This is a genomic window from Thermaerobacter sp. FW80 (genome assembly GCF_004634385.1).
GTDB lineage: Bacteria > Bacillota > Sulfobacillia > Thermaerobacterales > Thermaerobacteraceae > Thermaerobacter > Thermaerobacter composti.
Map to the genome: position 1 here is coordinate 2,559,729 of NZ_CP037895.1, position 21,594 is coordinate 2,581,322.

General features: G+C 73.1%; 15 protein-coding genes and 1 pseudogene. 1 reads left to right on the forward strand and 15 read right to left on the reverse strand.

The annotated features are described in order from the left end of the window. Nucleotides 1-53 precede the first annotated feature (53 nt). The 7 genes and pseudogenes from E1B22_RS10655 to E1B22_RS10685 all read right to left on the reverse strand — a co-directional run bounded on the left by E1B22_RS10655 (nt 54) and on the right by E1B22_RS10685 (nt 9,214). Nucleotides 54-632, reverse strand: coding sequence for an HD domain-containing protein (locus tag E1B22_RS10655; RefSeq protein WP_135225638.1), 579 nt, complete (start codon nt 630-632; stop codon nt 54-56). Nucleotides 633-746: 114 nt separating this feature from the next. Beyond that, the gene (moaA, locus tag E1B22_RS10660; protein WP_135225639.1) at nt 747-1,829 is read right to left on the reverse strand and encodes a GTP 3',8-cyclase MoaA; all 1,083 of its coding nucleotides are present in this window, start codon (nt 1,827-1,829) and stop codon (nt 747-749) included. Between the two features lie 180 nt (nt 1,830-2,009). Next, on the reverse strand, nt 2,010-2,750 hold the full coding sequence (locus tag E1B22_RS10665) for an ABC transporter ATP-binding protein (protein WP_207669864.1): 741 nt from the start codon (nt 2,748-2,750) through the stop codon (nt 2,010-2,012). 119 nt (nt 2,751-2,869) lie between these two features. Next, on the reverse strand, nt 2,870-5,698 hold the full coding sequence (locus E1B22_RS13965; protein WP_135225641.1) for an FtsX-like permease family protein: 2,829 nt from the start codon (nt 5,696-5,698) through the stop codon (nt 2,870-2,872). Between the two features lie 263 nt (nt 5,699-5,961). Next, nucleotides 5,962-6,452: pseudogene (tnpA, locus tag E1B22_RS14130) on the reverse strand (IS200/IS605 family transposase). A gap of 87 nt (nt 6,453-6,539) precedes the next feature. After that, on the reverse strand, nt 6,540-7,619 hold the full coding sequence (locus E1B22_RS10680; protein WP_135225642.1) for a hypothetical protein: 1,080 nt from the start codon (nt 7,617-7,619) through the stop codon (nt 6,540-6,542). Nucleotides 7,620-8,368: 749 nt separating this feature from the next. Then, nucleotides 8,369-9,214 carry a polysaccharide deacetylase family protein gene (locus E1B22_RS10685; RefSeq protein WP_135225643.1) on the reverse strand — a complete coding sequence of 282 codons (846 nt, stop codon included), beginning with the start codon at nt 9,212-9,214 and terminating at the stop codon, nt 8,369-8,371. A 242-nt stretch (nt 9,215-9,456) separates the two neighbouring features. Between E1B22_RS10685 and E1B22_RS10690 the strand changes: the two genes are divergently transcribed. Further along, nucleotides 9,457-10,086: a TetR/AcrR family transcriptional regulator gene (locus tag E1B22_RS10690; RefSeq protein WP_135225644.1), complete on the forward strand. Its 630-nt coding sequence runs from the start codon at nt 9,457-9,459 to the stop codon at nt 10,084-10,086. 336 nt (nt 10,087-10,422) lie between these two features. Here E1B22_RS10690 and E1B22_RS10695 read toward each other — a convergent pair whose 3' ends face one another. The 8 genes from E1B22_RS10695 to purD all read right to left on the reverse strand — a co-directional run bounded on the left by E1B22_RS10695 (nt 10,423) and on the right by purD (nt 21,552). Further along, nucleotides 10,423-10,662 carry a hypothetical protein gene (locus tag E1B22_RS10695; protein ID WP_135225645.1) on the reverse strand — a complete coding sequence of 80 codons (240 nt, stop codon included), beginning with the start codon at nt 10,660-10,662 and terminating at the stop codon, nt 10,423-10,425. A gap of 164 nt (nt 10,663-10,826) precedes the next feature. Continuing rightward, nucleotides 10,827-11,966 carry a Ger(x)C family spore germination protein gene (locus E1B22_RS10700; RefSeq protein ID WP_167758916.1) on the reverse strand — a complete coding sequence of 380 codons (1,140 nt, stop codon included), beginning with the start codon at nt 11,964-11,966 and terminating at the stop codon, nt 10,827-10,829. Between the two features lie 137 nt (nt 11,967-12,103). After that, a complete protein-coding gene (locus tag E1B22_RS10705) occupies nt 12,104-13,276 on the reverse strand; it encodes a GerAB/ArcD/ProY family transporter (RefSeq protein ID WP_135225647.1) in 1,173 nt (390 codons plus the stop codon). Nucleotides 13,277-13,384: 108 nt separating this feature from the next. Next, complete coding sequence (locus E1B22_RS10710; protein ID WP_243123360.1) at nt 13,385-14,944, reverse strand: spore germination protein; 1,560 nt, start codon at nt 14,942-14,944, stop codon at nt 13,385-13,387. Between the two features lie 334 nt (nt 14,945-15,278). Next, on the reverse strand, nt 15,279-15,755 hold the full coding sequence (gene ribH, locus E1B22_RS10715) for a 6,7-dimethyl-8-ribityllumazine synthase (RefSeq protein ID WP_135225649.1): 477 nt from the start codon (nt 15,753-15,755) through the stop codon (nt 15,279-15,281). After that, entirely contained in the window at nt 15,731-18,043 is a 2,313-nt protein-coding gene (ribB, locus tag E1B22_RS14135; protein WP_135225650.1) for a 3,4-dihydroxy-2-butanone-4-phosphate synthase, read from the reverse strand. The genes ribH and ribB overlap by 25 nt, the downstream gene beginning before the upstream one ends. A gap of 80 nt (nt 18,044-18,123) precedes the next feature. Continuing rightward, entirely contained in the window at nt 18,124-19,488 is a 1,365-nt protein-coding gene (gene ribD / locus E1B22_RS10725) for a bifunctional diaminohydroxyphosphoribosylaminopyrimidine deaminase/5-amino-6-(5-phosphoribosylamino)uracil reductase RibD (RefSeq protein WP_135225651.1), read from the reverse strand. A gap of 765 nt (nt 19,489-20,253) precedes the next feature. Next, complete coding sequence (gene purD / locus E1B22_RS10730) at nt 20,254-21,552, reverse strand: phosphoribosylamine--glycine ligase (RefSeq protein ID WP_135225652.1); 1,299 nt, start codon at nt 21,550-21,552, stop codon at nt 20,254-20,256. Between the last annotated feature and the right edge of the window lie 42 nt (nt 21,553-21,594).

A 21,594-nucleotide genomic window follows, 5' to 3' on the forward strand; every position in this document is an offset into this window, starting at 1 on the left:
GGTCCCGCCGCCCGCGCCGGCCGTGGCGCCGCCCGGCCGCGGGCCGGCTCCCCTCATCCGGCCAGTTCCAGCTGGGGGGCGATGCCCTGCAGCGCCTCGATCACGTTGGCGATGTGCTGATCCAGCGGCACGCCGAGGTCCTCGGCGCCGCGGATCACGTCCTCGCGGTTCACACCGCGGGCGAAGGCCTTGTCCTTGAACTTCTTCTTCACCGACTTGACCGTCAGGTCGGCCAGCCCGTTGGGGCGCACCAGGGCGCAGGCGATGACGAAGCCCACCAGCTCGTCCACGGCGTACAGCGCCTTCTCCATGCGCGTCTGGCGCGGCACGCCGGTGTGGTCGCCGTGGGACAGGATCGCCCGGATGATCTCCTCGGGCCAGCCCCGCTCGCGCAGGATCTCGGCACCGCGGAAGGGGTGGTCCTCGAGGGACGGGTATCGGTCGTAGTCCAGGTCGTGGAGCAGACCGGTGATGCCCCACTTCTCCTCGTCTTCGCCGTAGAGGCGGGCGTAGTAGCGCATGGCCGCCTCCACCCCCAGGGCGTGTTTGATCAGGTGGGGGGACTTGGTGTACTCGGTCAAGAGCTCCCAGGCAGCCTGCCGATCGAAGGTCTGCTGCGTCGACTCGGCCATCGCCATCCCTCCCATCGCCAACCAGCATAGCGCCAAGGAGGGACGGGGGCCAGTCCCGTCGCTGCCGCGCGGGCGGACGCGGGCCGCCGTGCCCCAGCGCCCCTCCTCCACCGGCTAGCCGCCGATGGCGTACATCGCCCGCTGGGGCTTGACGAACCCCTTCTGATCGATCAGATGCCCGCGCCACTTGACCCAGACGGCCCGGCGGATGGCCGCCGCCAGGGTCGCGTCGTCGGCCCCGCCGCGCAGCAGCTCGCGCAGGTCGAACTCCTCGACGGCGAACAGGCAGTTGCGGATCTTGCCGTCGGCCGTCAGGCGGATGCGGTCGCAACTGGCGCAGAAGGGCTGGGTCACCGAGGCGATGATGCCGAAGGTGCCCCGCCCGTCGGCGAAGCGGTAGAGGCGGGCGGGGTCGGCGGGGTCGTTGTTCACCGGCTCCACGGGTGCGATGCGCTGCGCCTGTTCGAGGATCTCCGCGGCGGTGTAGACCAGCTCCCGGGTCCACACGTTGGAACCGTCAAGGGGCATGAACTCGATGAACCGCACGGTGAGCTCCACGGGCTGTTCCCGGGCCCAGCGCAGGAAGGTCTCCACCTCGCCGTCGTTGATCCCGCGCATCACCACCGCGTTGATCTTGATCGGCCCAAGGCCCGCGGCGGCGGCCGCGGCGATGCCCTCCAGCACGCGATCGAGCTCGTCCCGCCGCGTGAGCTGGCGAAACCGGTCCCGGTCCAGGGAGTCCAGGCTGATGTTGATGCCGCTCAGGCCCGCCGCCTTGAGCGCCGCCGCCTTCTGGGGCAGGAGGAACCCGTTGGTCGTCATGCTGACGGACCGGATGCCCGGGATCCGCACCAGGCGGGCGACCAGCTCCTCGACGCCGGGCCGCAGCAACGGCTCGCCGCCCGTCAGGCGGATCTTCTCCACCCCCATGGCGGCGCAGAGGCGCACGACCCGCTGGATCTCGTCGAAGGTCAGGATCTCCTCGCTCGGGATCCAGGGGATGTCGCCCTCCGGCATGCAGTACACGCAGCGGAAGTTGCACCGGTCCGTCAGCGAGATGCGCAGCTTCCGCACCACCCGGCCGAACCGGTCGACCAGCGGGCCGGTGGTGGGCATCCCCGGCGGCGCCGGGTCCGTCGCCCGGCTGACCACCGTCCGCACCGCCGCGGCGGCCGGTTCAGGCCCCCCCAGTGTCATGGGCTCACCCCCAGGCGGGTACGGGGCCGGGTTCGTCCGGTGAGGGATCCGGCCCCCGACCGCTCCGTCCCTTCCATTCGGAGACCATGGGGGCGGTTCCTGTCAACCGGCTCCCGCCGGCTCCACGTCAACCCAAGATCCGTCCGACCTGCACCGGTCGCGTCCCACCGGAGGGGGCGTTCACGCCTCCGGGACGACAACCCCTCCCTTCAGGCGGACCACCCGTTGGAATGCCCTGGCCAGGCCGAGGTCATGAGTGACGAACAGGACGGTCATGCCGAAGCGGTCCGCCAGGTCGTGGATGAGGCGCATCACGTCGCGTTCGGAATCCTCGTCCAGGTTCCCGGTCGGCTCGTCGGCCAGCAGCAGCGTGGGGTGGTTGATCAGGGCCCGGGCGATGCAGACCCGCTGCTGTTCTCCGCCGGAGAGTTGGGCGGGCAGGTGGTTCAAGCGGTGGCCCAACCCGACCAGCTCGAGCAGCTCCCGGGCCCGCTCCCTGGGATCGTAGCCCACCTTCCAGGGCACGCAGGGCAGCATGACGTTCTCGAGCGCGGTCAGGGTCGGGATCAGGTGGTATTGCTGGAACACGAACCCGACGTGCTGGAACCGGAACCGTGCCAGATCGGCAGGCCGCGTCGCGGTCACGTCCACTCCGGCGGCGCTCACCCGCCCCTCGTTGGGTGGTTGCAGCCCGGCGATGATGGAGAGGAGCGTGGACTTGCCCGACCCGGAATGGCCCACCAGGGCCACCTTCTCCCCCCGCTCGAGGACCAGGTCCACCCCCTTGAGGACGTCGACCTGGGTGTCACCGATGCGGTAGGACTTGGTGAGCCCCTCCACCACCAGCGCCTTTTCGCCTGCGGGCCCCTGCGGGTTCCCGTCGCGGCCCGCCCCAGGTGCCAAGCCCGTTCGGTCGTTCACATCGACGGCTCCTTTCCCCATTCCGATTCCGACCGGTCGCCAGGAGCCGGCCCTGCGCCGTCCCCGGACCCGGATTCCCGTCGCGAGGTTGCCGGCGACGCCGCGCGGTGCACACCGCGTCACCGGATGCCGCCTGCTGCGATCAGCGCCACGGCGGCTCCCAGGAGCGCCAGCACGCCGGCCCAAAACGCCCACCGCCACCACCGCCCGTCCCGCAGCACCTGTCCGGCCTCCACCCCCGCCAGCGCCTGCCAGCCCCACGATCGCAGTTCCAGCAGGGCACTGAGCCACCCCGTCAGCGCCCCGAGCCCCACCGGCACCAGCCACACCCACAGCGCCGTTCGCCAGGCTTGCAGGCCGCCGGTCCCATACAATAGCCCGACCACGCCCATCCCCAGCAGGTCGCCTGCCACGCCCGCCAAAAGCCCCAGCAGCGCTCCCTCCGCCACCATCAGCCGCCCGATCCACCCCCGCGGCCACCCCAGCGCGTGCAGCAGCGCCCGCTCCTGCCGGTGGTCGATGGCGTTCTGGCGAATCAGATCAAAGGCCGTCACCGCCGCCACCACCAGCGCCACCACCCCGAGGGCGTACTGGATCGGCCCGACCTTCGGCGCCGCGTATTCGCCCGTGATGGTCGTGTACAGCACCCCCCGCAGGTGCAGGGCGATGTGACTCAAGAGCAGGATCAGGCCCGTCGGCAGGGCCACGGCGAGCCCCGTCAAGAGCGTCCGCCCCGGCCGCCCGAACAGGCTCGCCACCGCCAGCGGCACGATCCCACTCCCCGGCAGCACCCGCCGCCCCGGGGCCACATCGCCCCACCGCACCGCCTCCCCGGGCGTCACATCCCGCACCGCCCACCCCGCCGCCACCATGGCCGGCAGGTACAGCACCGGCCCCGCCAGCAGGATCAAGCCCACCGCGCCCGCGGGCAGCCCCCCCACCGCCGCCGCCAGCGCCGCCATCAGCCCCACCGCGCCACCGAGCAGCGCCTGTTCTCCCACCGCCAGCCGCCCCAGCGCCCGCCCCGGCCAACCCACCGCTGCCGCCACCCCCAGCTCCCGCCGCCGGGCGGTGATCCCCGTCAGGGCCGTGGCGACCGCATACAGCAACCCCACCACCAGCGCCACCACCACGAAGGCCCCGTGGCCAAACTCCGCCTGCTCCACCGCCGTCACCGCACCCGACAGGTCGAGCCACACGTCTTCCACCCAGCCCAGGGCCGGGTGACCGTTGGACTCCGGCACCTCGATCAGCACCCGGGCCGGGGCCGCTCCCATGGTGACCCGGGCCACCAGGCCCGTCTGCTCCTCGATCGTCCGCGCGATGTCCCGCGCCCGGGCGATGGTCTCGGGGGTGATCTGCTCGCTGCCCTCGATCTTGACCCGCACGGCGTTGATGGCGTCCTCGCCCTCGATCTTCAGGGCCGCCTCCAGGGTGGTGACGAACACCGGCGGGGAGGTCAGAAAGTCGGTGGGGGTGAGCCCGCCCTGGATCGTCTGTGGGGGATTGACCGGCCGCCCCTGGGGATCGAGCACCAGGGTCGCCTCGGCCGGGCGGTAGGTCTCCAGCGGCCGGCCCTTTGCGTCTTTGCTGACCGCCAGCCGCTGGGGGTCGAAGTAGCCGACGACCTCTGGGAAGATGGCCGCGGCCGACCGGTGCGGGAGTTGAAAGGAGCGGTAGACGCGCCCGAAGGAGGCTTTGCGGGTGTCCGTGATGCGGGGATCGACCTCAATGAATCGGGCTTGCCGCAGGGAAAGATAGTTCCGTTCATAGTAAGCGTTGACAATCCTTGAGGAATCCCACGCCTCGCTTAATGGTGTGGCGTCCAGGCTCCGCAGACGGACCGCCCGGGGCCAGCGGGAGGGAAAGGGGCTGACGGTATCGTCGTAGGGCAGCAAGGTTGTCCGGCCCAGTAGACCGCGCCACCGGACATACCCCTCTCGCCAGTAGGTCATGTCGTCGTCCTGCCAACCCGCCCCCAGACTCGCGCGGATGATGTCGAGCCCCTCATGGACCACCCGGAAGGCGACGTCGACCGGTCGCCCCTCGGGGCCCATCCGTTCGACCACGAATTCGGCGCGGACGCCATCCAAGGCCCGGGTATTGACAAGAACCGGGATGTAGAAATCTTGACCGACCCGCACCTTGCGCAACTGGGCCAGCTCTTGCAGGAGATTCGGATCGTCGAATCGCAGGTTCGTCTCCTTCACTTCCTCGATCGGAATGGCCAGGCGGTCTTCGCTGCGGACCGCATCCGAAGGAGCAAAATAGCGACCTTCCGTGACCGCCTGGTCCATGCCGAGCAACGCCGCTTCCGCCCCGGGATCGACCCCTACCAGCAAGACCGGTGCGGGCGCCACGGCGTACGCTGGCTGGAGCGAATCCCAATCCGGCGGAATCCCAGCGGCGTAGTAGTCGCTGATCCCGTCTGGAGCCCCCACCGGCAGCACGCCGTTGTCGCTCGCCGCCACCCACGTCGTCCGGGAAAAGGACTCATTCAACCCTGCCCGGTCGGAACGGACCGTTTCCGTCACCCGGTAGACCCCCGGCGGCCATCGCCGTGGAGGCGAGACCGGCCCCTCCGGATCATACCGGGGGAAGAACTTGCCCGGCCCCAACTCGATGAACCCGACCACAGCCAGGGGCGCCGCCAGCGCGACGCCGGGAATGTGCCGGATCGCCTCGACCTGTTCGGGACGGATGCCCGGTGCGAGGTGCAAGGGGTCATTGGGGGGCAGGAGGTCCGGCAACGGTTCGCCGTTCGCTCGGGGCACGTACACCAGGATGTCATACGGAGCGCGGGCCGACTTGGAGTAGACCTCGACCACGGTCCCCATCACGGAACCGGACAACAGGGCGATGACCGAGAGGCCCACCCCCAACACCAGCGCCCCGATCATCGCCAGCGCCAGCCGGTCCCGCCGCCCGCTCCAGAATCGCCAGGCCATCATTCAACCCCCGATCACCGTTAACCAATCAATGGGCAAAGGTGGGGGCGCGCCCAACCCCCACCTTGCCAACGCGGCGCCCCAGCACGGTCGATCTTCCGCTGATGCCGCCGGGTCGCATGGTGTTGGCGCACCACGCCCTCGGAGAACGGCTCGAGAAGGGCGTCGTCTTCGCCCACCGCCGCGACGGTGGACGGGCCCATATCCGGCCCAACCACTCCCTCGCCAATCCGCTGTTGGGGCATACGGAAGGCCCTCACAGATCAACTGGACATAAAACCGGTCGCCGTTGGCGAACTTGCGGCGCACCAGCCGGACGAACTGCAGCCGGCAACCGAGGGCATGGGCCACGCCGGGATCACGCAGATCAATGATGGCGGGGAGGACAAGTCCCTTCCCCTCGACCGCCCCGTCCCGCCAACGGATGCCGGCATGGTTGGACTTCCCTTCCACCGCGTCCATCGGTAAATGCGCGACGACCGCTCCTTCATGAGCCGCACCAGCCGATGAATTCCGAACTGAGGATCCACTTCGGCAGGGAGATTAACATGATCTGGCATGACTTCCATCGCGGTAATGTCATCCTGTCGTTCACGGCCACTTCGCGGAGGATGGCTTTCAGGCGATCATCGACTCCATCAACCAGAACCCGCCAACGGTACGTCGGGCACCACACGACATGATTTTGGCAGGAATACGCTACATTGCGGTTCGATTTGAATCTCCGTCGGTTTTGCGCCCTCAGCTTTGGCAGAAAAACTCTTCACCACGAATACGGGAAATCCTGCCACAAGGTGACAAGAACTTTTCGACAAAAAACGACAGACTTCACGCGTGATACCTAGTGACCTTTGTCACGGTAGAGCCAACTGTGGAACGCTGGGTCAAGGTCAGCCCAAGACTTCCCCGTCACCTCTTCGATGGCCTCGATGGTGGCCCGGCTGCGTTCGTCAAAGGTCGCCGGGCCGGTCATGCGCGGGTCCGCCGGCTGCCGCGCCAGAGCCTCAAGCACCCGGGCCAGCGTCCCCTGCCCCTGCTCCTCTTCCAAGTAGGCCACCAGCAGCACCGCCGTGTCCGCCACCCGGTTCCATTGCTCGGGCGGCAGGTCTAGGCCGTTCTGATAGCGGGGCAGATCGGGCAGCGGCAGCGGTCCGCCCGCCTCCCGCAGGCTCGAAACGAGAGCTGCCAGGTCCCGGCCGGTGAGCCGGTCCGTCACGTACCGCCCTACTCCCTCCCGCAACCACTCGGAGGCGTGGTTGTGGCTCATGTCCATCGCAGCCTTCTGGCCCAGTAGGTAGGCCAGAAGCTCCTCTGAGGGAATGTGGTTTCCCGCGACCCGCAACGGCTCGCCATACTCCACCCACGGTGGGATGCCGCGTTTGGTTCCCAGGTTAGGGCCTAGCAACCGGTGCAGGTGGTCCGGTGTCGCGTGCCATTCCAGAACCAGCGGAGGAGATGGGGTCAGCTGTAGTTCCCGTTTCAGCCTTGTCGCGACCCGCCCCGCAGCCCTCGCGGCCTCTTGGGCAGATTCCTGCGGGATCCGCTCGTGGTGCCAGACCACCACTCCGGCATGCTCAAGGGCATCCAGGTTGAGCCCGTGCTCATACCAGCGGTCGTCCCGCTTCACCCAGACCGTGCCGACCAAATAAACCTGTGAGGCCCCCGGTTCCTCGGGGTCCACCACCTCGACACGCACCGTGACAAGCGCAGAGCGCTCCCCGAGCAACGTCACGTCCTGCGGCTCCATGTTCATCCGGCTCCGTGGGTGCGCCTGCTTCCAGAGTTGCAAGTCCTCGAACCAGTGTCGTTTGACCATTCGGTACGCCGGCGCATCGGGATCGACGGTATCCAGAAAACCTGCGAGATCTCCTTCCGATGCGGCTTCCGCCTGCGCCTCCAGCCGGGCGACGATGTCCTGCACGACCTTCCAGCGGTATCCGCGGTGAGTGCGCCCGCGGCGGCGCGGTGTCTCCACTCTGCAAAAGCTCTCGGTACGGTCAGGACCAGAATGGTCCCGAACGCCGCGAGGGCCACGGCGAGCGAGGTCCAGCGGAGGGCCCGCCCACCCCACAGCACCTGCCGGGCCTCGACCCCCGCCAGCGCCTGCCAGCCCCAGGACCGCAGCTCCACCACGGCGCTGAGGAACCCCGCTAGCGCCCCCAACCCCACCGGGACCAGCCACACCCATGCCGCTGTTCGCCAGGCCTCCATGGCCCCGGCCCCGTACAGCAGCCCGACCATGGTGTAAAGACCGAGGGCGGGGAACAACCATCAACCCCGCCCCCGCTTTCCGTTTCTTCCGAGGAGGTTAGCAGCGCGACAGACAACCATAACCACATTTTTCGCAGCAGACTCGCCAGTACGGCTATGCAGTACCGGACGCAGCCATACCGTGTCAACGAGTCACACCAACGGTCACACAGTCGGACGCTGCTACAGAATGGGGTAGTTGGGCACTACGGCGTCGCCCACAAGTAGCGAGCCGAGACGCGCGAACAGGCTTACCCGATTCACCCCCTTCCCTCGAATACCAGAACCCCGGCCGCTTCGCGGGTTCGGCCCTCCAAGGGTCGTCTCGACGGAGCCGCTTCGGATTCAAGATTTCGCAACTCTTTACATTCGGCAGCCGTCGGGGGACGCCTCCCGCCGCAGCACTGAGGGCGGGGAGCCCTATCGCCCGGGGCGAGGAGCCAGACGCGGCGGGCCGGTGGGGATCTGGCGCCCGGTGTGATCGATGTAGTAGGGCCCCTTGTGCAGGAGCTGCGAGACGGGGACGATCTCGTACCCCTCGGCCTGCAGCCGGCGCAAGATCTCCGGCAGGGCGGCGGGCGTCGACTCCGCGTTGTTGTGGAAGAGCACGATGGATCCGGGCCGCACCAGCCGCGTCACGCGGTGGACGATCTGCTGCGGCGTGACGTCCATCCAGTCGAGGGAGTCCACGTCCCACTGGACGGGGATGAGCCCCATGGCCTCGACCACGGTGATCACCCGGTCGTCGTAGGCGCCGAAGGGCGGACGGAACAGCCGGGCCTCGAAGCCCGTCGTCTCGCGCACGGCGCGCAGGTTGTCCTCCAGCTCGCGCCGGATCTCGGCGTCGGAGAGGGTGCGGAAGTCGGGATGGGTCGCGGAGTGCAGCCCGATCTCGTGCCCCTCCCGGGCGATCATGCGGGTCTCCTCGGGGTACTTGCGGATCCACATGCTGACCAGGAAGAAGGTGGTCTTGACGTGGTGCCGGCGCAGGATCTCCAGCAGCTTCGGCGTCTTGTCGGCCCCCCAGGTGGCGTCGAAGGAGATGGCGATGCGCTTGCGGTCGGTCTCGACGCTGTAGATGGGCAGCTTCTTCTTGGCCGGCGCCCGCGGGTCGGTGACGGCGAAGCGCGGCACCAGCGGCGCGGGGCCCGCGGGGGAGACCATCTCGTCGGCGGGGGTGGGAGCCGCCACCCGAAGCGCCAGGATCAGGACGAACAGGCCGGTCAGGAGGCCGCCGGCGAACCAGCGGCGTTCATCCCGATACACGGCGGTTCCCCCTCCGGGGCCTTCGCTCCCGGGGCGGTCGCGGCACCCCGGGAGGCGTCCCTTCATGCCTATGTGCCGCCACGCCGGGCCATGCTAGAATGAACGCGTTGCGGCCCAACCGCCTCCGCGCCGATCGCGTCGGGGTCGTCGCCGGTGCCGCGGGCGGGACCGGCGCGGATGGCGCCACCGCAGCCGTGCGACGGAATGGGCGGGAGCAGGACGGCTGGCCGGGGAGCGAGGCGATGGGGAGGCAACCGCCGCTGGCGGGGCGCGACGACCCCCGCCTGCAGGAACGCTACGAGCAGCTGCTGACGGCGGCCGCGGAGGAGTTCGCCACCCGCGGCTACCACCAGACCACCGTCAAGGACATCGTCGAGCGAGCCGGGGTCGCCACGGGCACCTTCTACCTGTACTTCGCCAACAAGGAGCAGTCGTGCGCCGCCCTGATCGAGCGGCTCTACGGCCGCGTCCTGGCGGAGGTGGTGGCGGCCCGGGCGGGCAAGCGCACCAAGCTGGACAAGCTGGCGGCCTCGATCCGCGCCGCCCTGCAGGTGTTCGGCGCCCACCGCAACCTGGCCCACATCGCGCTGGTCCGGGCGCCGGGGGCGCACCCCCTCTTCGACGAGCTGCTGGCCCGCATCCATCGGGAGCTGTGGGACCTGGTGGCCGAGGACATCGCCGAGGCCATCGCCGAGGGGCTGCTGCCCCCCCAGCGGGCGGACCTGAGCGCCCGCGCGCTGATCGGGGCGCTGTACGAGGTGGTGATCAGCTGGCTGCAGGCGGAGGTCCCGGCCCGGCTCGAGGAGGCCGTCGAACCCCTGGTCGCCTTCTGCCTGCGCGGCCTGGGGGCGGCCTGGCCGCCGCCGCGCTGACCGCCGGGTCGGCACCCCGCGAGCCGCCGGGCCCGCGCCCTGCGAGACGCCGGGTCGGCACCCGCAAGCCGCCAGGCCCGCGCCCTGGGAGGCGCAGGGTCGGGGCCCGTAAGCCGGCGGGCCCGCGGCCGTGCGAGCCGGTGCCGGCGCCCCGCGCCGGCACCGGCCTTCGGGTCAAGGCCTCACGGTCGTCCGGGAGCGGGTCCATCGCCCCCTGGCCGCTCTGCGGATCGACGCGGCGCCGGCGGGCGGTGGAGCGGGGCCGCCCGGCGCCCCGACCCTCGCCGGGGCGGCCCCTTGACGGGCACCGCCGCGGCGTCCCGCAGCGACGGACGCCTACCCGGAGCGGGCGACGCCCCACGGCACGATCCCCAGCAGCAGCAACGCGGCGATGATCGCCGCCACCCCCACGTAGGCCCATCCCACCCCGCGGGCCAGGCGGCGGCAGCCCGGGTCCAGCGCCGGGGACCGGGCCTCCACCTCCAGGAGGAACAGGCCGCAGACCAGGAAGATGGCGGCCGTCACCGGCTCGGCGACCTCCGCCACCAGCGCCACCGTCGCCATCCACGGCGTCACGGGTCCACCCCTTCCTGCCGACCCGGGGCGCTGCGGCCAGCATCCCGGCCGGAAGCGCCCCGGGCGTCACCCGATCCGGGGCTCGGCGCCCGGTCCGGGGTTGGGTCCGCGGGGCGCTGGTCCCGCTCGTCCCCGCGGGCCGACGGCCATCCTCGGCGGCCGGCCTACCGGATGGTCAGCCCCGTCCGCCGGACCCGGACCACCACCTCGACCCGGAGCGGGAGCGCCTCCGCGGCCTGCCGGAGCACGGGCTCCGGGCGTCGCCACAGGGACGGCTCGGCCACCCGCAGCGCGCGCCCGACGCCGAGGGGGTCGGCGCGCAGGCGGCGCGCCTGCCGGACCACCGCGTCGACCCGCCTGCCTAGGTCCCGCTGGGTCCGGGTCTGGATGCGGTGCATGGTGGCCGGGTCGCTGAGATCGACCCCGCCGGCCCGGTGCTCGGCCACCCGACCCTCGACGAGGAGTCGCAACGTCGCCTGCCGGGCCCCTGCCGGCCCGGCGATGCGCAGACGCGAGTCCACGTGGAAGATGTCCAGGATCAGGCCGCCGGCCACCGCCTCGCGGATGGGTACGAACAGCGTCGTGCGCCGCGGGCTGCCCATGGCCCACATCAGGTACCACGCGTCGGGCGGCCGCAGCACGGCCCGCATCCGGTCGTCCTGGAACACGCCGAGGCCCTGCAACGCGATGCCGGCCTCCGTGCCGCGCCCGCGCCCCAGCACGGACACCACGGGATCGATCCCCGGCTCGGAGACGTCGGTGAGGAACCGGGAGAGGTCGACGTTGGGGGCGCGGCCGGTGCGAACCAGGTCGTCGATCATCTGGCTGAGGTAGAAGGCGGCCGTGCTGTCCTGGGCCATGGTCATCGTGAGGACGTCGTGGGCCCGCCCCTCCACCACCGCCAGCGGGATCAGCCGGCGGATCTCCGGGTTCTGCACCAACATCTCCAGGTGCTGGAGCACACCCTGACGGGCCAGGTCCTCCCCCACCAGCACCACCCGCACGTGACCCAGGAAGATGTCGAAGCGGGCCCCGTCGCGCATGGCGGCCAGGGCCTCGTGGACGGTGTCGCCGGTGCCGGTCAGCACCACCTTGGTCTCCCCCGCCGCCCGCCCGCGCTGACCGGGTTGGTTGCCGCTGATCCCGGGGCGGGCGGCGGTGCCGCCGGGCACGGTCACCTCGAGGCTGAGCAGGATGCGGCCGCCCGGCGCCCGATCGAGCCCGACGCCGAGCACGATGGCCCGATCCTCGACATCCCGCGCGTCCCAGCAGCCCCCCACCAGCAGGGCAACGGCGACGAGCAACGCGGCGGCCAGCCGACCGACGATCCTCCCCCCGCCAGGCCCGCCCGGACCCGGCGCGGTCCGCCGGGCCGCCACCGGTACCGCTTGGCGGGGCGGCGCGTCGGCCCGCCCCCGGGGCCGTCGCCGGGCCACGGCCTTCACACCCCGCGGCCGCCGGGACCCGGCCGGACGGGGGCGGCGCCGCGGAGGTGCGGGACGGCGGGCCGGGTTCGTGGTGCCGGCGCGGATCGGTGGCGCCACCCGCGCACGGCGGCCACCGCCCACAACACCAGGGGCGCGGCGATCTCCAGGACCAGGCTGGCCCAACCGAGGACCATCAGCACCTGGGCCACGGCGGCGAAGTTGGGCGGCAGCAGCGCCACCACGTAGAGGACGGGCAGGGCCATGGGCGCCAGCGCGCGGTGCTCCTCGAGCCCCAGGAGTGCCTGGAGCGCCTTGGCCGCGGCGAACAGGCCGGGCCCGACGGTGGTGAAAACCGCCGTCACCCAGACCGCCAGGAACGCCGACTCGAGGCGCTCCAGCACCCGCCCCGGGATCTGGGTGACCTTCACCAGTTCGATGGTCGGCCAGGTGATCCGCTGGACCTCCACGGTGCCGAAGGTGGCCACCGCGGAGAAGACCACCATGCTGTAGATCAGCCCCACCGTACCCGCCGCCAGCCAGGGCAGGCGGCGGCGCGGCCGGTCTTCCAGCTCCGGCAGGAGGAACAGGTAGATGCCGTACCCCGAGTAGGCGAAGAGCGAGGCGGCCACGCCCTCCAGCACGGGTCCCAATCCCAGCCCCAGCTGGGGGCGGACGTAGATCACGTTGGCGCGCCCCATCGTGGCCAGGGCCAGCACCACCAGGGTCACCAGGAGCACGGGGAAGGTCAGCTCGATGGCCCGCATGATGGTGACGGTGCGGTGATGGACCAGGTACACCGCGGCCAGCAGCATGGGCAGCAGGATGGCCTCCACCGGGGTGTTGCGCAGCACGTTGGCGTTGACCACCTCGGCGAAGGCCCGGGCGATCACCGCCGCGAACGCGAGGTAGAAGACGAAGTAGCCGCCCAGCAGCAGGCGCGTCGCGCCGCGCCCGATGAGCCCCTCGAGGCCACGCTCCAGGCGCTGCCGCCGCATCCACGGCACCAGGGCGTTGAGGGCGGCCAGCGCCACGGCCACGGGCACGGCGCCCAGCAGCGTGGCGAGGACGCTGTTGGGACCCGCCTTGGCGGCCACCTCGCGAGGGAGCGTCAGGATGCCGACGCCGATGACGATGTTGACCACCACCGTCAAGGCGCCGCGTACGGTGACGGCCTGATCCGTGCGCATCGCCGCCTCCCCTCGTCCGCCGCCGGCCCGCCGGGGTGCCGTGCGCCCTTCGGCCGGGCCACCTCCGGCCGCCTCCGCCCCGGACGAACCGGCCCCCGGCCGGACCCGTTACGGCCGCGTCGCCCCCTCGCCGCGCTGGACCGCGGGCAGGGGCGCCCGGATCAGCGTGTCCCGCAGCTCCCGCAGCGACCGCGGCGGGGTGTACGGATACAGATAGGGGATGCCGAAGGATTCCAGATCCGCCAGGTGGACCACGATCAGGAGCAGCCCGATGACCACGCCGTAGAGCCCGAACACCGAGGCCGCCAGCATCAGCGGGTACCGCAGGATGCGCAGGGCGATGGCGGCGCTGTAGGTGGGCGCGGCGAAGGAGCCGATGGTGGTGACGGCGACGACGATGACCATGGCCGGGCTGACGAGACCGGCGGAGACGGTCATCTCGCCGATGATCAGGCCGCCGACGATGCTGATGGCGGGCCCGATGGGGCCGGGCAACCGGATGCTCGCCTCGCGCAGGATCTCCACCGCCGTCTCCAGGAGCAGCGCCTCGCCGATGGCGGGGAAGGGCACGCCGCCCCGCATGGCGGCCAGCAGCACCGCCAGGGGCGTGGGGATCATCTCGGGGTGGAAGGACACGAAGGCGATGTACAGCGCCGGCATCAGCAGCGCCAGGGCCATGGCCAGCAGGCGGATCAGGCGGATCAGGGTGGAGATCAGCCAGCGCTGGTAGTAGTCCTCCGGCGACTGGTACAGCTGGTTGAACAGCGCGGGACCGACCAGGGCGAAGGGGCTGCCGTCGACGAAGAGGGCGAAGCGGCCCGCCAGGAGGTTGGCCACCACCCGATCCGGACGCTCCGTCTCCATGAGCTGGGGGAACGGGGAGTGGGGGCGGTCTTCCAGCCACTGCTCGAGCTGGCCGGTGTCCAGCAACGAGTCGCTGCGCACCCGGGCCAGCCGGCGTTCCACCTCGGCGATCAGCGGCACCGGGGCGATGCCCTCCAAATAGAGCAAGCTCACCCGGGTTCGCGCCACGTCCCCGAGGCGGTAGACGCGCACCACCAGCTTGGGCGTGACCAGCCGCTGCCGCACCAGGCCGACGTTGACTTCCGTGTTCTCGACGAACCCGTCCCGCGGTCCGCGGACCAACCGCTCGGCGGCCGGCTCCTCCACGGCCCGCTGGCGGAACAGCCGCACCTCGAAGACCCACACCTGGGCGAAGCCCTCCAGGCAGAGCACGGCGTGCCCCGTCAGGAGGCGGGTCACCGTCTCGTCGAGCCCGGGCAGGGCCTCGGCCTCGTCGCTGAAGCGCCACCAGGTGGGGTCGGGCGCCACCTTGCGCGGCCCCTGGCGCAGGTACTGGTCCAGGTCTTCCACCAGGCCCTTGAGCCGCTGGGTGTCCACCAGGGGCTCCAGGAAGAGCAGCGCGGCCACCTGCCGCCCCCGCCGCCGGAAGAACCGCACGTTCAGGTCTGCCGTGTGGTAGAGGGCCGCCCGCAGCCGCTCCACGTCCACGGCCACCGAACCGGTGAAGCCCCCGGTCATGCCGGCCCGGGCGGACGATCGCAGCTCCTGGACCAGGTCCCCGAGCCGCTCCGCCAGGGCGGCCGAGAGCCGCTCCAGCTGCTGGACCTGCTGGGCCACCTGGGCCCGCCGACGCCCATCGGTCACGGGACACCGCCACCCCCGGCTCGCCATCAGCATGCGCCGGGGGCAGCGGCCCCATTCCGGCCCAGCCCGCCAGGGAGCGACGCTCGGGGTTGCCGGGGTCCGACGCCTCCGCCCTGAGGCCGCAGCCGGTCCGCGCTTCGCCGGTCCGCGCCATCGCGCGTCCCCGGCACCGCGGCGGGACGGGGGATCGGGTCCGGATCGGGTGCCAACCTCCCAGGTGGACCGCATCACCCCCGGCCGTCCACGGGTGCCCGGTCCGGGACGGCTCGCGCCCGGCCCGGAACCCCGGGCGCCCGGCCGGCCACGAGCAGGGCACGGCACGCCAGGCCAGGCCTCATGCGGGCCCCTCGGGCAGCTCGCGGAACAGGTTGGCCATCTCCAGGGCGGCCAGCGCCGCCTCGGCCCCCCGGTCGCCCGCCCGCAACCCCGTGCGGTCGAGGGCCTGCTCCAGGGTCTCGCAGGTGAGCACCCCGAAGATCACCGGCACGCCGGTGGCGAGGCCCGCCTGCATCAACCCCTGGGCCGCGGCACCGGCCACGTATTCGAAGTGGGCCGTCTCCCCCTTGAGCACCGCCCCCAGGGCGACGATCGCGTGGTAGCGCCGGGTCGCCGCCAGGCGGCGGGCCGTCACCGGCAGCTCGAAGGAGCCGGGCACCCAGACCACGTCCACGGCCTCGGCCGGCACGCCGTGGCGGCGCAGCGCCTCCTGGGCGCCCGTCAGAAGGGCCTCCGTGATGGGGCGGTGGTATCGCGCCACCACCAGGGCCAGCCGGAGCCCATCCGGCCTCAGCCTTCCCTCGTAGACCGCCATGGCTCCTCCCCTCCGCTCTCCGCAGCGCCTTCCGCGGCCCGCGCCACCCCGGCCGCGTCCGGGGCACCCGCGCCGGTGCCGGCGTGCAGGTCGACCTGGACGGTCGGCGCCGCCTCCTCGAAGGGGGCCCCCGGTGCGGCCGGGAACAGGCGCTGCTCGGGGTCCTCCGGCCCGGGTTCCCCGGCCGGTTCGTCCGGCCCATCGATCCAGTGGCCCAGGCGCCGGCGCTTCGCCAGCAGGTAGCGGCGGTTCCCCGGGCGCCACACCGGCGGCAGCGGCACCCGCTCCACCACCCGGATGCCGTAGCGTTCCAGCTGCGCCAGCTTGTCCGGGTTGTTGGTCAGCAGGCGGACGGCCTCGACGCCCAGGGCGCGGAGGATCTGGGCCGCCGCGGCGTAGTCCCGCGCATCGACGGGCAGGCCCAGGGCCTGGTTGGCCTCCACCGTGTCCAGGCCCCCGTCTTGCAGCTGGTAGGCCTGAAGCTTGGCCACCAGGCCCACGCCCCGTCCCTCCTGTTGGAGGTACACCAGCACGCCCCGGCCCTCGCGGGCGATGGCCGCCAACGCCGCCTGCAGCTGGTCGCCGCAGTCGCAGCGCAGCGACCCGAAGACGTCACCGGTGAGGCACTGGCTGTGCAACCGGACCAGGACGGGCGCCGGGTCGGTGCCGGCAGGGCGCGGCGCCGGATCCGATGGCGCCGGTGCGCCGCCCGGGGTCATGGCCCCGGAGCGCCCGTCCGGCGCAGGGAGACCCCCGGCGCCCTCCGGGTCCTGGGACGGGATCGGGCCCTCCCACCCGAGGGTCAGGGCGAGGTGGACGGCGCCGCTGGGGCCGTACTCGAAGGCCAGGAGCCGGAACGGGCCGTACGGGGTGGGCAGGCGGGTGGCGGCCACCGGCCGCACCAGGCGCTCCCGCCGCACGCGGTAGGCGAGCACGTCGGACACCCGCACCCACGGCAAGCCGTGGTAGGCAGCCCACGCGACGATGGCGTCCGGCCTGACCGCCTCGCCGTCGGGCCCCAGGATCTCGCAGATCGCCGCCACGGGCTCGAGTCCGGCCAACCGCATCAGGTCGACGGCGGCCTCGGTGTGGCCGCGCCGCTGGAGGACGCCCCACGGCCGCGCCCGCAAGGGGAACACGTGACCCGGACGGACCAGGTCCCCCGGTCGGCTGGCCGGATCGGCCAGGACCCGCAGCGTCCGCGCCCGGTCGGCGGCGGAGATGCCGGTGGTGACGCCCTGCCGCGCGTCGACCGAGACGGTGAAGGGCGTCCCCATGGGATCGCCGGGCGGATCGACCATCAGGGGGAGATCCAGGGCCTGGCAGCGTGCCTCCGCCATGGCGGCGCAGATCAGCCCCCGCCCCCACTGCAGCATGAAGTTGACGTGGGCCGGGGTGGCGTGCTGGGCGGCCACCACCAGGTCGCCCTCGCCCTCCCGGTCGGCGTCGTCGAGCACCACCGCCATGCCGCCCGCCCGCAGCGCCGTCAGGGCCGCCTCCACCCGGGCCACGGGATCGCCGGCGCCCGCGCCGTCGGGCGTCGCCGGCCGGCCCGGGCCCGGCGCCGGGGGGACGGTCGAGGCCCCACGGGCCTCCGCGTGGGTGGTCGCGGCCCCGCCGGCCTCCGGGTGGGCGGTCGAGGCACGGCCGGCCTCCGCGTCGCCAGCCCGCCGCGAGGCGCCGGCGACGCCGGTGCCGGCGGCGCTCGCCGCCTGCCAGCGCACGAGATAACGGGCCAGGCCGTCGACCTCAAGGTTCACTCGGTCCCCCACCCGCCGCCGCCCCAGGGTGGTGCGCTCCAGGGTGTGGGGGATCAGGGCGACGGTGAACCGGTTCCCCTCGACGGAGACGACGGTCAGGCTGACCCCGTCCACCGCCACCGATCCCTTGGGCGCGAGAAAGGGCACCAGCGCCTCCGGCGCCTCCACCGCCATCCGCACCTCGCCACCGTGCCGGGCGACGGCGCGCACCGTGCCCGTCCCGTCGACGTGGCCCTGGACCAGATGGCCGCCCACCGGCTCTCCCCAGCGCAGGGCGGGTTCGAGGTTGACCACGTCGCCCGGCCGCAGATCGCCCAGGGTCGTCCGCCGCAGGGTTTCGGACACCGCCGTGAAGGTGAGCCGCCCGCCCTCGGCCGCCGTCACGGTGAGGCACACCCCGTTGACCGCCACGCTCTCCCCCGGACGGGTGCCGTCGAGGAACGGCGCCTCGACCTCCAGCTCCACGCCGTCGTCGCCGCTGCGCACGGCCACGCACCGGCCGGTCCCGGCGACGATGCCCGTGAACATCCGACCCACCTCCTCCCGCTCTCGCCGCGCCCCCGGCCTGCACCGGGGCGATGCGGCCCACCCCCACCCCGCCCAGCCCATCAGCCGGGGCGGCCGCCTTCGACCGGGTCCGCCGGGCCGCCGGGCCGCGCCGGCGCCCCGGCCCGGGGCGCCGGCGCGGCAGTGCCCGGGTCGATGGCAGGGCCCCTCGGCGCCGCCCCCGGGGCGGGGGCCGCGCGGTCCTCTAGGGCCACAGGATCGTTCAAGTAGCCGCCGATCAGCCAGTCCCGCCCGAGCCGGCGGACGAACACCCCGCTGAGGACCGGCGCCTCGTCCATCCGGTCCACGCCCTGCCCGCCGATAGGCCCGGGGGCGGCCGCGCCGCCGACCAGCTTGGGTGCCACCAGGGCCACCACGCGATCCACCAGCCCCGCGCCGAAGAAGGCACCGTGAACCGTGGCGCCGCCCTCGACCAGCAGGTGGACGACGCCCTCCGCGGCCAGCGTGCGCAGCAGGTGGGGGAGGGCGACGCGGCCGTCCGGCCCGGCCGGGATGGTCAGGATGCGGGCGCCGGCGGCCTCGAGGCGCCGGACCCGCGGGGCCGGGGCGGCCGGGGTCACCGCCACCCAGGTCGGAGCCGGCGAGCGGCGGGCGACCTGGACCACCCGGGCGGTGGGGGGCGTGCGAGCACGGCTGTCGAGGACGATGCGGATCGGGTCGCGGCCGCCCGGATGCAGCCGGACGGTGAGCTCGGGGTCGTCGGCGAGGACGGTGCCGACCCCCACCAGGATGGCGTCGACGCGGTCCCGCAGGCGGTGGACCCACCGCCGGGCCCGGGCCCCGGTCACCCAGCGGCTGTCGCCGCGGGCGGTGGCGATCCGCCCGTCCAGCGTCATCGCATACTTGGCGGTGACCATCGGTCGACCCAGCCGGCGGTGGACGATGTACGCCTCGTTCAGCCGCCGGGCCGCGGCCTCTTCCAAGCCCACGGCCACGTCGATGCCGGCGGCGGCCAGGACCGCTATGCCCTTGCCGGCGACCCGCGGGTCCGGGTCGGGCATGGCCACCACCACGCGGCGCAATCCGGCCGCGATGAGCGCATCGGTGCACGGCGGGGTGCGGCCGTGGTGGCAGCACGGCTCCAGGGTCACGTAGAGGGTGGCGCCCCGCGCCCGGGGCCCGGCCATGCGCAGCGCCTCCACCTCGGCGTGGGGCGACCCCGCCCGCCGGTGGAAGCCCTCGCCGACCACGGTCCCCTCGCGGACGATCACGGCCCCGACCATGGGGTTCGGATGGGTCCGGCCGCGGGCCCGCGCCGCCAGCGCCAGCGCCCGCCGCATGAAGGCCCGGTCGGCGGGCGTCCAGGCCTGCGGGCGGGCCGCCGCGCCGGCCGGCGTGCCGGCCGTCCCGCCGTCCGCCGGCGGCTCGCCGTTCCCGCCGGCGGCGGCGGCAAGGGGCACATCCATGGACCTCAACTCCCTCGCAGCGGATGCGGCATGCACCGGGCGGGGCAAGGGTGGGGAGACGGGGAGGGAGGGTGCTGCCGGGACGCCCGCCGCCGGGCGCGGGGCGCCCGCCGCCGGGCGGCGGCCCCTCCTTGGACACGCGCGCATGCCGGCACCCGGCGACGCCGAGAACCGCCCGGGCACCACCAAGACGGAAGAAACCCCGCGGCACCACCAAGACGGAAACCGCCCCGGGCACCACCGGGGCGGGACGCAGGCGGGTCCTCGACTGGCCGAGCGACGCGGACAGCCGCGGCCCCTGCCTCCTTCTCCCATCCGGACTATACCGTCGGCGCCGGGATCGCACCGGCTCCTGCCCCGGGCGGCGTCGACCGCGCCGCCCGGCGGCTCGCGGGCTCGTCGTGGCGCCACGGGCGCCACGCATCACCGCCGGTCGGGAATTGGTGCCCCGGGGAACCGACCGCATGCCGGTCCCCGGTCACCTCACCCTGCCCCGAAGGAGACACGGACTGGCCAACGACCTCTGGGATTGTGACGCCGTTCACAAACGTCTGCTTCAATGCTGTTCGCGGCCGACCGCCGAACTCCTGCCGACCCCGCCCCCCGTCCTCGATCGCGATGGCGGGATGGCGGGAGCCGGTGAAGCCCGGCGGCCCGAGCCGGCCCAGCCCGGCGGCCGGAGCCCGGCCTCGACCGGCGGGCCCTTCGCGGCGCGGTCCCTCCCGAGACGCCGGCCGCTGCCGGCGAGCCGGCGGATGCCGGCGTCTAGCCCCTCGCGGCGGTCGACCCGTCCGGGCCCGGCACGTCGAGGGCGATGTCGCGGCGGAACTGGCGACCCGGGAAGTCGATGCGGGCCACCGCCTCGTAGGCTCGGCGGCGGGCCTCCGCCAGGGTGGGCCCGCGGGCCGTGACGCCGACCACGCGGCCGCCGGCCGTCACCCAGCGACCCCCCTCCCGCCGCGTGCCCGCGTGGTCGATCCAGACCCCGGGCAGCGCAGCCGCCTCCTCGAGGCCGGTGATGGGCAGGCCGCGGGCCGGTTCGTCCGGATACCCCGGGGCCGCCAGCACGACGCAGACCGCCGCCTCGGCCCGCCATGCGGGGGCTTCGGCGGGCAGCCGGCCCGTGGCCGCGTCCCAACACAGGGCGGCCAGGTCCGTGGCCAGCCGGGGGATCAGCACCTGGGCCTCGGGATCGCCCCAGCGGCAGTTGAACTCCAGCACCTGGGGCCCCTCGGTCGTCAGCATCAGCCCGGCGTAGAGCACGCCGCGGAAGGGACGGCCCTCCGCCGCCAGCCCCGCCACCGTGGGCTCGAGGATGCGCCGGCGGACCTCGTCCAAAAGCTCCGGCGTCACGTCGGGCACCGGCGAGAAGGCGCCCATGCCGCCCGTGTTGGGTCCGCGATCGCCATCGGCGAGGCGCTTGTAGTCCCGGGCCGGTGCCAGCGGGTGAACCCGTTCCCCGTCGGTGATGGCCAGCACCGAGACCTCGCGACCCTGCAGGCGCTCCTCGATGACCACCCGCCGGCCCGCCGGCCCCAGGCCGCCCCGGCGCATCAGCCGGTGGACGGCGGCCCGGGCCGCTGCCGCGTCGGCGCAGACGAACACGCCCTTCCCCGCCGCCAGCCCGTCGGCCTTGACCACCCACGGCCCGGGGTTGCGCCGGAGGAAGTCCTCGGCGTCCGCGGGGTCGTCGAAGACGTGTCCGGCCGCCGTGGGGATCCCGTGCCGGGCCATGAACGCCTTGGCGAACGCCTTGCTGCCCTCGATGCGGGCGGCCGCCTGCCGCGGTCCGAAGACGGCGACGCCCGCGGCCTCCAGCCGGTCGGCGAGCCCGGCCACCAGGGGCGCCTCGGGGCCCACCACCACCAGATCCGGACCGCACGCGACCAGGCGGTGCACCGCAGCGTCCAGGTCCAGGGGATCGCCGCCCAGGCATTCGACCCCCAACGCGGCCATGCCGTCGCTCCCCGGAAGCGCCAGGACGCGCTCGACCCGGGGACTGCGGAGGAACGCCCGGGCCAGGGCGTGCTCCCGCCCGCCGCTGCCGACGATGGCGACGCGCATCGCAACGCCCCCCAATCCTCATGCCGGCACCGCCTGGGCCGC

Coding starts and splice junctions, on each gene's coding strand:
- E1B22_RS10655 (WP_135225638.1), bottom strand. CDS start 632: ATGGCCGAGTCGACGCAGCAGACCTTCGATCGGCAGGCTGCCTGGGAG.
- moaA (WP_135225639.1), bottom strand. CDS start 1,829: ATGACACTGGGGGGGCCTGAACCGGCCGCCGCGGCGGTGCGGACGGTG.
- E1B22_RS13965 (WP_135225641.1), bottom strand. CDS start 5,698: ATGGCCTGGCGATTCTGGAGCGGGCGGCGGGACCGGCTGGCGCTGGCG.
- E1B22_RS10690 (WP_135225644.1), top strand. CDS start 9,457: ATGGGGAGGCAACCGCCGCTGGCGGGGCGCGACGACCCCCGCCTGCAG.
- E1B22_RS10705 (WP_135225647.1), bottom strand. CDS start 13,276: ATGCGCACGGATCAGGCCGTCACCGTACGCGGCGCCTTGACGGTGGTG.
- ribH (WP_135225649.1), bottom strand. CDS start 15,755: ATGGCGGTCTACGAGGGAAGGCTGAGGCCGGATGGGCTCCGGCTGGCC.
- ribB (WP_135225650.1), bottom strand. CDS start 18,043: ATGTTCACGGGCATCGTCGCCGGGACCGGCCGGTGCGTGGCCGTGCGC.
- ribD (WP_135225651.1), bottom strand. CDS start 19,488: ATGGATGTGCCCCTTGCCGCCGCCGCCGGCGGGAACGGCGAGCCGCCG.
- purD (WP_135225652.1), bottom strand. CDS start 21,552: ATGCGCGTCGCCATCGTCGGCAGCGGCGGGCGGGAGCACGCCCTGGCC.